This is a genomic window from Asticcacaulis sp. AND118 (assembly GCF_020535245.1).
Classification (GTDB): domain Bacteria; phylum Pseudomonadota; class Alphaproteobacteria; order Caulobacterales; family Caulobacteraceae; genus Asticcacaulis.
On record NZ_CP084910.1, the window covers coordinates 2,253,568 to 2,267,939 of the forward strand.

Sequence of the window (14,372 nt, forward strand, 5' to 3'; positions counted from 1 at the left end):
CTCCGGAGACATATGTATGGATAGCCTCGACCCGACCTCCCGCCCGCACAGCGAAGACCCGCTGACCCAGGCTCTGTCTCAGAATCTGGCCCAGAATCTGGCTCAGACGCGCAGCAAGGGTTTTTCCGAAATCCTCAATGTCGAGCGTCCGTCGAAGGAAGAGGCCATGGCCGCCGTGCGCACGCTTCTGGCCTGGGCCGGCGACGACCCCACGCGCGAAGGCCTGATCGATACGCCCAAGCGCGTCGTCGAAGCCTATGACGAATGGTTTTCCGGCTATCAGGCCGATCCGGCCAAGGAACTGTCGCGCACCTTCGAAGACGTGCAGGGCTATGACGACATGGTCATGCTGCGCCATATCGACGTCGAATCGCACTGCGAACACCATATGGCGTCGTTCCTCGGCAAGGCTTATGTCGCCTACATGCCGACCGCCAAGGTGGTGGGCATCTCCAAGATCGCGCGTGTGGTCGAAATCTTCTCCAAGCGTCTGCAGACTCAGGAAACCCTGACCAAGCAGATTGCCGACGCCATCGAACAATCGCTGGCCCCGCTGGGCGTGGCCGTGCTGATCGATGCCGAGCATCAGTGCATGACCACCCGTGGCGTCCACCACAAGAACGTCACCACGGTCACGACGCGTTTCACCGGCGTTTTCAAGACCGATCTGGCCCTGCAAGACCGCTTTATGCGTTTCTGCCAGTCGTAAAGACGTTCATTTCCAGACCTTTCAACGCCCGGTGCCCGCAAGGCCGCCGGGCGTTCGCTTTTAAGTGGTCGCGCAATTTATCCAAAAACCGGTACCCACTTTTTGGATTGCGCTTTTAAGTGGACGCACAATTTTCCCAAAAACCGGTATCCACTTTTTGGATTGTGCTTTTAAGTGGCCGCACAATTTTCCCAAAAACCGGTACCCACTTTTTGGATTGCGCTTTTAAGTGGACGCACAATTTTCCCAAAAACCGGTATCCACTTTTTGGATTGTGCTTTTAAGTGGACGCACAATTTTCCCAAAAACCGGTATCCACTTTTTGGATTGTGCTTGTCCGGACATGTTTCGCAAAATCGTCATGAAGAAATTGTAATCCGGCGTGAACGAACCTCTTTACATTTGCGCGGGCTTTGTCCTAAATCGGTTTCTGAATTTTACGCCCCGCTTCCGGCGGGCGGTCGTTTAACGCCTCATCCCCTCCCGCTGGGAACGGTCCGAGGCTCTAAGGGAGTTACATCATGGGCGCTAAGCTCGGTGGCGGCGGCGGTTCTCGCTATAACGTCGAACAGAATTCGGAAATCAACGTCACGCCGTTCGTCGACATCATGCTCGTGCTGCTGATCATCTTCATGGTGTCCGCGCCGATGGCCACCGTGTCGATCAAGCTTGACCTGCCGCCCCCCGTGCCAAGCGATCAACCGCTCGACAAGCCGAAGGATCCGGTCTTCATCTCGATCCAGGGCCCGGACGATCTGTACATCGGCGCCAACAAGACTTCGCTGGCCACACTGGCTCAGGATCTGTCGGTCGCTCTGGAATCGCCGAACCCCACCGATGAGCGTGTTCTGGTTCGCGGTGACGCCGACATCGAATATAACGACTTCATGTCGGTGCTGAACGTCCTGCAGGACAACGGCTTCTTCAAGATCGGCCTGATCAACGAAGACATCGAGTAGTTTTCGGTTTACGCCAGACCATCCGACACGCCGGAAGCCCGCTTCCGGCGTGTTTTGTTATTCACCCTCTCCCTTGAGGGAGAGGGGGAGACCTATATGACGCCTGACGACGACATCGACGACGATCTGCCCCTTGCCGACCAGGATGGCGAGACGCACGACCTTGTCCTGACGGCGGAGATGGCGGGCGACCGGCTCGACCGGGCGCTGCTGCCGCTCCTGCCCGACCTGTCGCGCGCGCGCCTTCAAGCCCTGATCAGCGAAGGCCGCCTCAGCCATGACGGTCAGACGGTCAGCGACGGCAAACACAAGGCCAAACCGGGCCTCTACAACCTTTTCGTCCCCGCCCCCGTCTCGGCCATACCCGAAGCGCAGGACCTCTTGCTGGACGTTCTGTTCGAGGACGCGCATCTGATCGTGGTCAACAAACCCGCCGGCATAGCCGCCCACCCGGCCCCCGGCACGGCGGACGGCACGCTGGTCAACGCCCTGCTGTTCCACTGCGGCGATTCGTTATCGGGCATAGGCGGCGTGCTGCGCCCCGGCATCGTCCACCGCCTCGACAAGGATACGTCGGGCGTCATGGTCGCCGCCAAGTCCGATGCCGCCCACCGGGGCCTCAGCGATCTCTTTTCGCGCCACGACATCGACCGCGCCTATGAAGCGCTGGTGCGCGGCGCGCCCAGGGCCCCGGCCGGCACCGTCACCACGCGCATCGGCCGCTCGCCTCATGACCGTAAAAAGATGGCGGTCTTGCGCTCCGGCGGGCGTGAGGCCATCACCCACTACCGCACGCTCGACGCCTTTGGGGCTTTGGGGAGCGGCGACAAGCCTGCCGCGGCGCGCGTGCGCTGCACGCTGGAAACCGGCCGGACTCATCAAATTCGCGTGCACATGGCCTATCTGGGCTGTCCCTGTCTGGGCGATCCGGTCTATGGTTCGGGTGCGCCGCACAAGGCCGTCGCCGAGGCGCTGAAAAAGCAATCATTTGCGCGTCAGGCCCTGCACGCGGCGCATCTGGGCTTCGTACACCCCGTGACCGGGGAAAAACTGGCCTTTGAGGCGCCCCTCCCTGCCGACATGGCGGACCTGCTCACGGCGCTGAAATCGTTGTAGATTTAATTTTGAACCGGTCCGCATAAAATAATTTCTTTACCGGGTCTTTTTTTCCCGTCCGGAGCACCTACATGGAAAAGGAAGACAAAAGCCTGTCCTACAGCCGCAGCCACAAGCTGACGACCAAAGGGGATACGCCGATGCCGGATTCTTACTCAGGATCTATTTCCGGGGCCTCGGACAGGCCCGAAGGGGACGCCATCATGAGCACCAGCTCACTTAGCTCGAATGCTTTAAGCATGCCTAATCCGTCGGTCCTGTCACCGGACGGCGGCCTCAACCGTTACCTGTCGGAAATCCGCAAGTTTCCGATGCTGGCCAAGGATGAGGAATTCATGCTGGCCAAGCGCTGGGCCGAGCACGCCGACCCCAAGGCCGCGCACAGGCTCGTCACCTCGCACCTGCGCCTGGTGGCCAAGATCGCCATGGGCTATCGCGGCTACGGCCTGCCGATCGGCGAAGTGATCTCCGAAGGCAATGTCGGCCTGATGCAGGCGGTCAAGAAGTTCGACCCGGACAAGGGATTCCGTCTGGCCACCTACGCCATGTGGTGGATCAAGGCCGCGATTCAGGAATACGTCCTGCGTTCGTGGTCGCTGGTCAAGATGGGCACCACCGCCGCGCAGAAGAAGCTGTTCTTCAACCTGCGCAAGGTGAAGTCCGAGATCAGCGCCCTGGAAGAAGGCGACCTGCGCCACGAACAGGTCGAGCAGATCGCGACCAAGCTGGGCGTATCGAACGACGACGTCATCAGCATGAACCGCCGCATGTCCTCGCCCGACTCGTCGCTGAATGCGCCGCTGCGCGCTTCGGAAGGCGATTCGGAATGGCAGGACTGGCTGGCCGACGACACCACGCCGTCGCAGGAAACCGTGCTGGCCGACTCCGAAGAGTACAAGCTGCGCATGAGTCTGCTCGAAGAAGCCATGGGCGAACTAAACGACCGCGAACGCGCCATCCTCATGGCCCGCCGCCTTCAGGAAAACCCGACGACGCTCGAAGAACTGGCCGAACGCTTCGGCGTGTCGCGCGAGCGCGTGCGTCAGATCGAGGTCCGCGCCTTCGAAAAGCTGCAAAAGGCGATGATGGCTTCGGCCCAGGCTTGACTGTCGCCGCATTTACTTTTGATACGGCGGTCATGTTAAACATGGCCGCCGTTTCTGTATGCGTTCCCTTCCCGCTTTCCGGAGACTTGAGATGAAATCCCTGATCGCTGTTTTGGCCGCCTCGACCCTTCTGGCGGGCGCCGCCGTCGCGCAAACCCCTGCCCCGCCACCGCCGCCCAAGGCCGAGTCCACGCCTTACAAGGTCGGCGATCTACAGCTTTACGCCCTGCGCGACACCGTTTTCGTACTGCCCAATGACGGCAAGGTCTTCGGCCTCGATGTCGGGCCTGAGGCCGTGGCCGAGGTGCTGAAGGCCCACGGCGCGCCGACGGACACAATCACGCTCGGCGTCGATAGCCTGCTGGTCAAGGATGGCGACCGTCTGATCCTGATCGATACCGGGGCCGGCGGCGCGCTGATCACCAGCCTCGAAGGCGCCGGTCATAAGCCGGAGGACGTGACCGACATTCTCATCACCCATCCGCACGGCGACCATATCGGCGGTCTGGTCAAGAACAACGCGCTGGTCTTCCCCAAGGCCAAGATACGCATGGCCGAGGCCGACTGGACCTTCCTGAAAGGGCAGGCCAATCAGGCCGCACTCGTCACCGCCATCACGCCGCAGGTCGAGGCCTTCGCCCCCGGCGCGGCCATCACGCCGCACGTCACATCGGTCGCCATCAAGGGCCACACGCCCGGCCATAGCGGCTACGAGATCGCCTCGAACGGACAGAAGCTGCTGGCCATCGGCGACACGGCCCACAGTTCGATCATCTCGCTGGCCAAACCCGACTGGTCGATCCAGTTCGATACGGACAAAACCGAAGCCAAGGCCAGCCGCCGCGCTCTGCTGACCGAACTGGCGAAGTCGAAGGAAACCCTTTTCGCGCCGCATTTCCCTTATCCGGGCATCGGCCATGTCGAGGCTAAAGGCGACGGCTTCGTCTGGGTGCCTGTGAAATAGTTACCTGTCGCTGGCCTTGACCTGAAGGGTTCGCCCGGCGGTGAAGGCCAGCACGAAGCCACTGATGAACGGCGCGCCGACAATGCCCGGTGCGCCGCCGTCGTGCGTTCCGGCAGGATCGCCCAGCGTCACGGTCAGGCGCGGCACCGGCAGGCCGCCGATGCGCAGGTCGGTCATCAGCACGCGGCGCACCTTGACCTTCTGACCGTTAACGCTGGTCAAACGGCCCTCTCCGGTCACCGGATAGCGATCCCACAAGCCGTATTCGCGCACCCTGTCGCCGCGCAGATAGAGCGGCATGCTGGCCCCTGTATCGAGCAGGCAGTCTATCTCCTGCCCCTCTAATCGCAGCGGCATATAAATCCGGTCCGCCCCGCCGATGGGATCGGCGCGGTAATAGCCGTCGATCGGGCTGAACCCCTCCAGCGGCATGTCTCCTGATGGATAATAGCGGATCTCACCGCGCCCCTGATCGAGCTGGCACGGCAGATGCGTCAGCAGATCGGCCGACAAAAGCCCGTCATACGCCGCGATCTCGTACCCCTGCGATCCGAACGTTTCCCACTCTTCCATGCGCAGCCCGCCACCGACCTCGACCTCGGCAATGACGTATCGCGTCAGATATTCGACCCCGCCAAGCCCGCGCGCCCGCGCCTGCCCGGCGCTGCTCAGCCCCAACTCCGCCGCCAGGCTGGCGCGGATGACGGTGCGGCTGGCGCCGGTATCCACGACGAAGCGATAGGGCCCCTTACCATTCAGCCGGACCGAGACGATGGGCTTTTTCGAGGCCGACAAGGTCAGGGGTACGCGCACCACCCGATTCTGCGCGGCGACCGGTCCGCTCAGAAGTCCTGTTCCGGCCGCCAGTCCGGCGCACAGATGGCGGCGTGTCAACATGCATTACCCCTGCGGCTGGAGGGGTGAGGGTATCCGCAAGACCGTGCGCTCACAAGCCGTCAAATGGCGCGCACATGGAGACTGCGATCGGCGGCGAAGGCCAGCACGAAATCGCTCAGGAACCCCGCCCCGACCAGCCCCGGCAGGGATTTGTCGTCTTTGAGATAGCCGTACCGGTCCTGAGGGTCACCGAGCCCGACCTGAAGCTTCGGCACGTCCAGCCCGCCGATATGCAGGTCGCTGATCTCGACCAGCCGCCCCTCCAGCACCTTGCCGTTGACGCCCGACATGCGGATGGGCCGCAGCAACGGATACCTGTCCCAAAGCTTGTGTTTCTTGACGAAATCGCCGCGGATATAGAGGGGCAGCGACGCACCGGTGTCGAGCAGGCATTCCAGCGCCTGCCCCGCCAGTTTCAGCCGCAGATGCACCTGATCGGCCCCGCCCTGAATATGGGTGCGGAAATAGCCGTCGACCGGCGTGAAGCCTTCGAGGCTCATCGGGCGCGACAGGTAGTAGCGGATTTCCTGCGCATGATAATCGAGTTGGCACGGCATCCGGGTCAGAAAATCCGCCGACAGCAAACCGTCGAACGCCGAACCGTCCCAGCCCTGCGAACCGTAGATGTCCCAGTTGCGCAGGCGCAGCGTCCCGCCGACCAGCAGTTCACTTACGGCATAGGGAAATAGCCTCTCCGTGCCCTTGAGGCTGTACCCGATGATTTGACGCGTGCCGGACGTAAGCCCCAGTTCGCGCGCCAGCGAATGCCGGATGATGGTGTGGGTCGCGCCCGTATCGAGGATGAAGCGATACGGTCCCTTGCCGTTCAGCCTGACCTCGACCACCGGCATACGCGCGTCGGACAGCGTCATCGGCACGCGGATAAAGCCGGTTTGCGCGGTGGCATTGGTCGTCAGAAACGCAGCGCTCAGGCCTGCGAGACACGCATTGCGGCGTGTAATCATAGCTCCCCCCTCTTATGGTTTAGGGCGAAGCTAGATCATGCACTGGAGAAAAGCAATCAGGCGGCCGTGGACGGACGGCGGTCCTCGATCTTCATGAAGGCCGCCAGGCTGACGACCGCCGGACGGATCTGGTTCAGGTCCGGCCATTCCTCGCGCAACTGGGTCAGGATGACGCGCACGTCGTTCTGAAACTCGGCGCTGGCCACTTCGCGGCACGCCGGGACCAGCACCTCAAGTTGCGCATACATGGCGCGGCGGGCCTGGGTCGGGTCGGAATTATACTGCTCGAACGCCGCTTTCATGATGCGCACGGCCTGTTCGATATGGGCGGTCTTCTGGTCCTGATTGTCGGAGGCGCGCTTGCGCGGTCCGCTGTAGTCGCCGGAGTTGAAACGGCGGCGATCCGGACCGACATAGCCCACGGCCTCGATCCACGGACGCGATTTTAGCGCCACGTGCTCGACGCGCTTTTGCAGATCTCCCCAGGTAAAGGGCTTGCGCATGAACTCGTCCGCACCCGAATCGCGAATCTCGTTGAGCAGGCTCATGGTGATTTCGGAGGCGATGGTGATCACCGGGGCCTTACGGCAGGGCGAGTTGGAGCGGCGCAGGCCTTTGGTGAAGGTCAGGGCGTCGCATTCAGGCATCTGATGCGAGCAGACGACCAGCGAATAGAGCACGCCTGAGGTCTTATCGAGGGCTTCTTCGTGGTCGCGATAGTGGGTGATCTGTTCCGCACCCAACATGCGCAGCATGTCAGAAAGCATGCGGGCGTAGTTGGGATTCGCCTCCACAAGCAGGACCTGCTTGAGGGTTCCCCTCAGTTTTTGCGCGGTGGCTGGATTCTGACCGTACACGCCGTTCCTCTTCGTCTTCAGGCACGACTATAGGTTACAGGAGTAAATACCGGATTTACGGCAGGTGCGAAAAGAAAATCCTTTTCATCCTCCCCTGCGCCAGCGGGGTCGCCGGTGCGATGGCGATGAGCGCTGCGAAACGACGGAGGGGGCAAAACCATCGGTAATGCCCCCTACGTCAGCTCATTTCATTCGCTGCCACCTCCCCCGTACGCTTCGCTACAGGGGAGGAGGTAAATATCAGTCCGCGAACGGGTCGCGCATCAGAATCGTGTCTTCTCGTTCCGGCGAGGTGGACAGCAGCGCGACCGGCGCGCCGATCAGTTCCTCGATGCGGCGGACATACTTCACGGCATTGCCGGGCAGGTCCTTCCACGAGCGCGCGCCCTGGGTCGATTCCGACCAGCCTTCCAGTTCCTCATAGACCGGCTCGATACCGGCCTGCGCCTTGAAACCGGCGGGCAGATAGTCGAGCACCTTGTCGCCGACCTTATAGCCGACGCAGATCTTCAGCGTCTCGATACCGTCCAGCACGTCGAGCTTGGTCAGGGCCACGCCGTCGATGCCGTTGATGGCGATCGACTGACGCGCCAGTACGGCGTCGAGCCAGCCGCAGCGGCGGGCGCGGCCGGTGACGGTGCCGAACTCATGGCCGACGCGCGAAATGCGCTCGCCGATCTCATCGAACAGTTCGGTCGGGAACGGGCCCGAACCGACGCGGGTGGTGTAGGCTTTCAGAATCCCCAGCACATAGCCCGCCGAACGCGGGCCCATCCCCGACCCGGCGGCGGCCTGACCGGCGACCGTGTTGGACGAGGTGACAAACGGATAGGTGCCGTGGTCGATGTCGAGCAGCGCGCCCTGCGCCCCTTCGAACAGGATGCGCTTGCCTTCCGACTTGGCCTTGTCCAGCACGTACCAGACGGGCCTGGCGAAGGCGAGCAGCTTGGGCGCGATGGCCTTCAACTCGCTGATGAGGGCGTTGGTGTCGACCTCGGCCAGACCCAGGCCCTTGCGCAGGGCGTTGTGATGGGCCAGCAGGCGCTCGATCTTGGCGTCGAGGCCGTCGAAATCCTCCAGATCGGCGACGCGGATGGCGCGACGACCGACCTTGTCCTCATAGGCCGGGCCGATGCCGCGACCCGTGGTGCCGATCTTGCCCGCGCCGGCGGCGGCTTCGCGCGCGGTGTCCAGTTCGCGGTGGATCGGCAGGATCAGGCAGGCATTGTCGGCCAGCACCAGCAGGTCCGGCGTGATCTTCAGGCCCTGCGCCTCGACGCGGCCGATTTCATCGAACAGCGCCCACGGATCGACCACCACGCCGTTGCCGATGACCGACAGCTTGCCCTGCACCACGCCCGAAGGGAGGAGGGAAAGCTTGTAGACCTTGCCGTCGACGACGAGGGTATGACCGGCATTGTGACCGCCCTGGAACCGCACCACGACATCGGCGCGATTGGACAGCCAGTCAACCAGCTTGCCCTTTCCCTCGTCGCCCCACTGGGCGCCTACAACGGTCACATTGGCCAAGTTCTTACTCCGCAGCAAAACGCCGCCGGAGAGGATTTCGTCCGGATGCGTTACATTCAAAATTCAGGCGGTTGCAGCCTATAAACTTAAAGAACCGGGTTGATAACCCATAAAAGCGTGTGACAGCGAATTAAATCAAACCATCATTTTCATACCTCCCCAACTCGTTGGGGAGGGGAACCGCACGAGCCTGCTGAAAGCAGGTGAGATGTGGTGGTGGGGGTTCTTACTTAAATTCCACGCATGCAGCAGGTGGGCAGATTAGCAAGATACCCCACCACCGCATCTCACTCACTACGTTCGCTCGTGCGGTCCCCCTCCCCGACAAGTCAGGAGGAATAAAATTTACAGACCCAGTTCGGCCACCGCCGCCGCGTAAGCCCATTCGAGCCACGGCAGCAGGGCCTCGACGTCCTCGGCTTCGACCGTGCAGCCGCACCACAGACGCAGGCCCGGCGGCGCGGCGCGATACCCGGTCACATCAAAAGCCACGCCTTCCAGTTCCAGCAGGCTGCCGACCTTGGCCGCCAGACTGGCCTGAACCTCGGCGGGCTGGGCCCGAATGGCCGGATCGACGAATTTCAGGCATACCGATGTGGTCGAGCGCGTCGCCGCGTCGACGGCCACGAAATCGATCCACGGCGTCTTCTCGACCCAGTCGAACAGCACGCCCGCCGTTTGGTCGCAGCGCTGGATCAGGCCGTCAAGCCCGCCTTCGCGCTGCGCCCAGCGCAGGGCGTCGAGATAGTCCTCGATGACCAGAAACGAGAAGGTGTTGATGGCGTCGCCGCCCATGATCGCCGGATCGGCCGTATTGCCCTTTTTCAGGCGCAGCACCTTGGGGATGGGGCGGCCCGAATCGAAGGTGTTGAGGCGCTCGACGGCCTTCGGCGACAGGATCAGCACGCCGATGCCCGCCTCGCCGCCCAGCGCCTTCTGGAAGGAGAAGGTGATGACGTCGAGCTTTTCCCACGGCAGGTCCATGCAGAAGGCCGCCGAGGTGGCGTCGCACAGCACCAGCCCTTGATGCCCGTTCAGGAAATCGCCATCGGGCACCTTTACGCCGGAGGTCGTGCCGTTCCACGGAAAGACCAGATCGGCCTGCGGGTCGATTTTCGACAGGTCGGGCAGTTCGCCATAGGGTGCCGACAGGACCTCGGCATCAAGCTTGAGGTGCCTGGTCGCGTCATCGGCCCACAACTGACCGAAGTTTTCAAAGGCCAGAAGCTGCACCTTGCGCGGCCCCAAAAGGTTCCACATGGCGGCTTCGAACGCCCCGGTGTCGGACCCCGGCGTCATGAAAACCTGATAATCGGCAGGGATGCCCAGAATCTCGCGCGTCATATCCAGCGCCTGACGGATGCGGCCCACCGTCACCTTCGAGCGGTTGGAACGGCCCAGAGGCGCACCCGACAGGGCTTCCGGCGTCCAGCCCGGACGCTTGGCCGTCGGCCCCGAAGAGAACCACGGACGTTCGGGAATGGTGGCGGGTTTGGCGCTCATGGACGGCCCTCTCTCAGGGGGTAGAAATCTGCGGCGTTTTGCGCTCGAACGCCCGCAAGAGCAAGGGCGGGCGTCAAAAAAACATGAACCGAGAATGAACCGCGCCGTTCAGGTTCGGTTCGAGTGGCGGGTTTTATAAAGGTCTCAACGCTGAACAACGGCGTGACACGAAGACATACATATCCAGGCCAAAAAGGAGAGACACAAATGACCAAGTTCAAAACCATCGCCGCCGCTGCTGTCGCCATCGCCGGCCTGACCGCCATCACCCCGGCTTTCGCCGCCGGCGCGGGCGACCGTTACGACCGACGCGAAGAGGTCCGCGATCACCGCGACAACCGCGTCGATCACCGCATCGACCGTCTGGAAGACCGCCTCGACATGGGCCGCCGCAATGGCCGCCTGACGCGCACCGAGTTCAACCGCCTGTCGAGCGAGTTGAACGGCATCGAGCGCCTGTCGAACCAGTATGAACGTTCGGGCCGCGGCATCGACAGCCGTGAAATGGCGACCCTCGATTACCGTCTGGACCGCTTCGAGCAAAAGCTGAGCTGGGAGCGTAACGATCGCGACACCGCCTGGCGTCGCTAACCAGCTTCAGGTGCGGGCGATCCTGATCAGATTGCCCCAACTTGAAGACAGAGAGGATGCGTCCCCTCCGTCCCCCATCTCCTGGGGGCGCATCCGACCTTCTTTTATATGACCCTATAATACCCAGTTGTGCCTGAGCGGCCCATGCCCGCCGCCCAGATTCGGCGCGGTTATAATCGCCCCCAGCACATAGTCGCGCGCCAGGTCGACGCTGTCGCCCAGAGGCCGCTCTGCCGTCGCCAGAGTCGCGCAGGCGCTGGCGAGCGTACAGCCCGTCCCGTGCGTATGCCGGGTCTCGATGCGCGCCGAAACGTAGCGCCGCTCGCCCTCTTCCGACAACAGCCAGTCGACCACTTCCGCCCCGTCGATATGACCGCCCTTCATCAGCACGGCCTTCGCGCCTAGGCCGAGCAGCGCTTCACCCGCCCGGCGCTGAGAGGCTTCGTCCACCACCTCGATACCGGTCAGCACCGCCGCTTCCGGCGCGTTGGGCGTCAGAAGCCCTGCCCGCGGGATCAGCAGACGGCGTATGGCGTCGATGGCTTCGTCCGGCAGCAGCGGATGCCCGCCCTTGGCCACCATCACCGGGTCGACCACGGTGAATACGCCCGCCTTATCGAGCAGGGCCGCCACGGTTTCGACAACCGGAATTGTCCCCAGCATCCCTGTCTTCACCGCATCGGCGCCGATATCGCTCAGACAGGCCTTGCCCTGCGCCGTGATAAGGGCTTCCGGCACCGGCATGACGTCCGTGACGCCCAGCGTGTTCTGCACGGTCAGGGCGGTGATCGCCGTCATGGCATAGCCGCCGAGACAGGTCACGGCCTTCAGATCGGCCTGAATCCCCGCCCCGCCCGACGGGTCCGAACCGGCAATGATCAGTACGCGGCGCATCGGCAACTCCTAACCTCGAATTGACTTCCCTTAGTCCCCCCGCACGGTTAAGGAAAGCGCCAACGCAGGAAATCGCTCCATGACTCGCCCGATCGCCGACTACCCCAGCGCCATCGAGACCGGCCTTTACCGCCACTACAAAGGCAAGGACTATGTGGTCTACGGCAGCGTGACCCACTCCGAAACCGAAGAGGTGCTGGTGTTGTACGCCCCCGTGGTGCCGGCCGACCCGGCGCGCTTGTGGGTGCGGCCTTTGGCCATGTTCAGCGAATCGGTGGATAGTGACGGCTCAACCCTGCCGCGATTTCGCAAAGTATAGCCCCCCTCTCCCTTGAGGGAGAGGGTTGGGGTGAGGGGGACCATCGAGGTTTCACCTCCCCCTCATCCGGCGCTAACGCGCCACCTTCTCCCTCAAGGGAGAAGGGGAAAGCAATATGACGTCCAAGAAAGACGAGTCACGCTGGAACGAACTGATCCCCGAAGCCTTCGGTGAGGCTTCGGACCCGTTGGTGCGCGTCATGCTGGGCAAGATGCTGATCGTGCGCCTCAACGAGATCGGTCACAATGACGAGATGCTGAGCTGGGAGCTGGTCGCCGGGCGCGTCATCCGCGCCAGCCGCAACGAAGGTCTGGTGCTGTTGCTGGTCGGCGGGCGCAAGGACGAAGAGTTCTTCCTGCCGCTGGTGCCCGAAGCCTATACCATGATCGATCCGGGCGACTATGCGCTAAGCTGCGGCACGGTGATCCGCGATCCGGACTTCCGCGCGGCCTTCGACATCTACGCCCAATCTCATTAACTACTGAAAGCGCGAGGCGATAAAGCCGGCGTCGTAACCGCCCGCCTGCGCCAAGGCCGCCACAACCAGAGCCACCGCCCCGAAGCCGAGGATCGGCAGAACGATGGCGACGATCCATTGGAACAGGGTGCGGCTCTGCTGTTCGATGACCACCGGGGCGACCGGCTCATCGGGCGGCGCCCATTCATAGGCGGCCACTTCCATCTCGACCGGACCGCTGAGGATCTGCGGCCCGGAATGCTCGACTTCCGCCTCGACCTCCTGCGGTGCGTGGCTGAATTTCAGGTTACGCTTTTGCCGGTCGGGCATCACGGTCTTGCTGAACTGAGGCTTTTTCGTCAGTACCCGCTTCATCATAATCCTACCGGTCTTCCCCTGCGCACGCCCATCCCGCAGCGCACGATGAAAGGTTAACACCGGACCCGGCGGGGCTGTAAAGCCGTTTCGCGCGGCTTTAGCCTCATTTTTTGCGCGTAAGAGCGCGAGTGTTACATTTCAAAGACATGTCGCCGTTTCAGGACAAACCGGACTTCGCCCGTCAGGCGAGCGCCGCCCACAACTGCAAGGCCTGACGCATGGCCGCCACGTCGTGCACGCGCACCATACGCGCGCCTTTCCGGGCCGCATAAAGATGAATGGCCAGCGTGCCGCCGATGCGCTGCGTGGCGTCGGACACCGGCGTGCCTTCGCGTTCTTCCAGCGCCGCGATAAAGCGTTTGCGCGACGCGGCCATCAGCAGCGGAAACCCGTGCGAGGCCAGCCGCTCGGTGGCGCGGATAAGCGCCAGATTGTGGTCCAGCGTCTTGCCGAAGCCGATGCCGGGATCGAGCCATATCTTTTCCCGCGCAACGCCCGCAACCATAGCCGCTTCGGCGCGGGCCAGCAGCCAGGCTTCGACCTCGGCCACCACGTCATCGTAGCGCGGGGCGGCCTGCATGGTGCGCGGCTCGCCCTGCATGTGCATCAGTATGACCTCCGCGTTCAGTTCGGCGGCAGTGGCGAGGCTGTCGGGCGCATGGGTCAGGGCCGTGACGTCGTTCCAAGTGGTCGCCCCGGCTGTGAACGCCGCGCGCGCCACTTCGGGCTTGAGCGTGTCGATGCTGAGGGGGCCGTCCCATTCGGCGCGAATGGCTTTGATGACCGGTACGACGCGGGCAATCTCATCGGCGGCCGAAACGGGCTCCGCGCCGGGCCGGGTCGACTCGCCGCCGATGTCGAGCACGTCCGCGCCTTCGGCGATCAGGCGCAGGCCCTGCGCCACCGGATCATAGGCCCCGCCGTCGGAAAACGAGTCCGGCGTGGCGTTGACTATGCCCATGATAAGGGGAAGTTGATAATCGGCTGACATTGCGATCTCCCTCCTCCCTACGCAGTGGGGAGGTGGCATTTTGAGCATAAGCGAAAAATGACGGAGGGGGATGACGCCAATATTTCAAAGGCCACGCCCTTGGTTACGCTCGCGCCGCCCCCCTCCGTCACGCCTT

General features: G+C 62.8%; 16 protein-coding genes. 8 read left to right on the top strand and 8 right to left on the bottom strand.

Annotated elements, in window-relative coordinates:
• Window positions 1-16: 16 nt before the first annotated feature.
• The 5 genes from folE (at window position 17) to LH365_RS10885 (ending at window position 4,854) form a co-directional block, all read left to right on the top strand.
• Complete coding sequence (gene folE / locus LH365_RS10865) at window positions 17-709, top strand: GTP cyclohydrolase I FolE (protein ID WP_226743652.1); 693 nt, start codon at window positions 17-19, stop codon at window positions 707-709.
• Window positions 710-1,230: 521 nt separating this feature from the next.
• The gene (locus tag LH365_RS10870; protein WP_226743653.1) at window positions 1,231-1,668 is read left to right on the top strand and encodes a biopolymer transporter ExbD; all 438 of its coding nucleotides are present in this window, start codon (window positions 1,231-1,233) and stop codon (window positions 1,666-1,668) included.
• Between the two features lie 96 nt (window positions 1,669-1,764).
• Window positions 1,765-2,784 (top strand): RluA family pseudouridine synthase, encoded by a 1,020-nt coding sequence (locus LH365_RS10875; RefSeq protein ID WP_226743654.1) that lies wholly within the window; start codon window positions 1,765-1,767, stop codon window positions 2,782-2,784.
• A 239-nt stretch (window positions 2,785-3,023) separates the two neighbouring features.
• On the top strand, window positions 3,024-3,890 hold the full coding sequence (rpoH, locus tag LH365_RS10880) for an RNA polymerase sigma factor RpoH (protein ID WP_226745479.1): 867 nt from the start codon (window positions 3,024-3,026) through the stop codon (window positions 3,888-3,890).
• 91 nt (window positions 3,891-3,981) lie between these two features.
• On the top strand, window positions 3,982-4,854 hold the full coding sequence (locus LH365_RS10885) for an MBL fold metallo-hydrolase (protein ID WP_226743655.1): 873 nt from the start codon (window positions 3,982-3,984) through the stop codon (window positions 4,852-4,854).
• Here the strand turns inward: LH365_RS10885 and LH365_RS10890 are convergent, their stop codons facing one another.
• The 5 genes from LH365_RS10890 to LH365_RS10910 form a co-directional block, all read right to left on the bottom strand.
• Window positions 4,855-5,751, bottom strand: coding sequence for a retroviral-like aspartic protease family protein (locus tag LH365_RS10890; protein WP_226743656.1), 897 nt, complete (start codon window positions 5,749-5,751; stop codon window positions 4,855-4,857).
• 59 nt (window positions 5,752-5,810) lie between these two features.
• Window positions 5,811-6,716 (bottom strand): retroviral-like aspartic protease family protein, encoded by a 906-nt coding sequence (locus LH365_RS10895; protein ID WP_226743657.1) that lies wholly within the window; start codon window positions 6,714-6,716, stop codon window positions 5,811-5,813.
• 56 nt (window positions 6,717-6,772) lie between these two features.
• The gene (locus LH365_RS10900; protein ID WP_255606599.1) at window positions 6,773-7,483 is read right to left on the bottom strand and encodes a PleD family two-component system response regulator; all 711 of its coding nucleotides are present in this window, start codon (window positions 7,481-7,483) and stop codon (window positions 6,773-6,775) included.
• A gap of 330 nt (window positions 7,484-7,813) precedes the next feature.
• Entirely contained in the window at window positions 7,814-9,103 is a 1,290-nt protein-coding gene (locus LH365_RS10905) for an adenylosuccinate synthase (RefSeq protein WP_226743659.1), read from the bottom strand.
• Between the two features lie 345 nt (window positions 9,104-9,448).
• Entirely contained in the window at window positions 9,449-10,606 is a 1,158-nt protein-coding gene (locus LH365_RS10910) for a phosphoserine transaminase (protein WP_226743660.1), read from the bottom strand.
• Between the two features lie 207 nt (window positions 10,607-10,813).
• Here LH365_RS10910 and LH365_RS10915 point away from each other — a divergent pair, with 207 nt between their 5' ends.
• Complete coding sequence (locus tag LH365_RS10915; protein ID WP_226743661.1) at window positions 10,814-11,197, top strand: hypothetical protein; 384 nt, start codon at window positions 10,814-10,816, stop codon at window positions 11,195-11,197.
• A 114-nt stretch (window positions 11,198-11,311) separates the two neighbouring features.
• Here LH365_RS10915 and thiD read toward each other — a convergent pair whose 3' ends face one another.
• Window positions 11,312-12,091, bottom strand: coding sequence for a bifunctional hydroxymethylpyrimidine kinase/phosphomethylpyrimidine kinase (gene thiD / locus LH365_RS10920; protein ID WP_226743662.1), 780 nt, complete (start codon window positions 12,089-12,091; stop codon window positions 11,312-11,314).
• Between the two features lie 79 nt (window positions 12,092-12,170).
• Between thiD and LH365_RS10925 the strand changes: the two genes are divergently transcribed.
• Together LH365_RS10925 and LH365_RS10930 are read left to right on the top strand one after the other, a co-directional pair.
• The gene (locus LH365_RS10925; protein ID WP_226743663.1) at window positions 12,171-12,410 is read left to right on the top strand and encodes a DUF1653 domain-containing protein; all 240 of its coding nucleotides are present in this window, start codon (window positions 12,171-12,173) and stop codon (window positions 12,408-12,410) included.
• A gap of 115 nt (window positions 12,411-12,525) precedes the next feature.
• Complete coding sequence (locus tag LH365_RS10930; RefSeq protein WP_226743664.1) at window positions 12,526-12,888, top strand: hypothetical protein; 363 nt, start codon at window positions 12,526-12,528, stop codon at window positions 12,886-12,888.
• On the opposite strand, the gene LH365_RS10935 is transcribed toward LH365_RS10930, so the two are convergent.
• Together LH365_RS10935 and folP are read right to left on the bottom strand one after the other, a co-directional pair.
• Entirely contained in the window at window positions 12,889-13,245 is a 357-nt protein-coding gene (locus tag LH365_RS10935) for a hypothetical protein (RefSeq protein WP_226743665.1), read from the bottom strand.
• Window positions 13,246-13,426: 181 nt separating this feature from the next.
• The gene (folP, locus tag LH365_RS10940) at window positions 13,427-14,236 is read right to left on the bottom strand and encodes a dihydropteroate synthase (RefSeq protein WP_226743666.1); all 810 of its coding nucleotides are present in this window, start codon (window positions 14,234-14,236) and stop codon (window positions 13,427-13,429) included.
• Window positions 14,237-14,372: the final 136 nt, after the last annotated feature.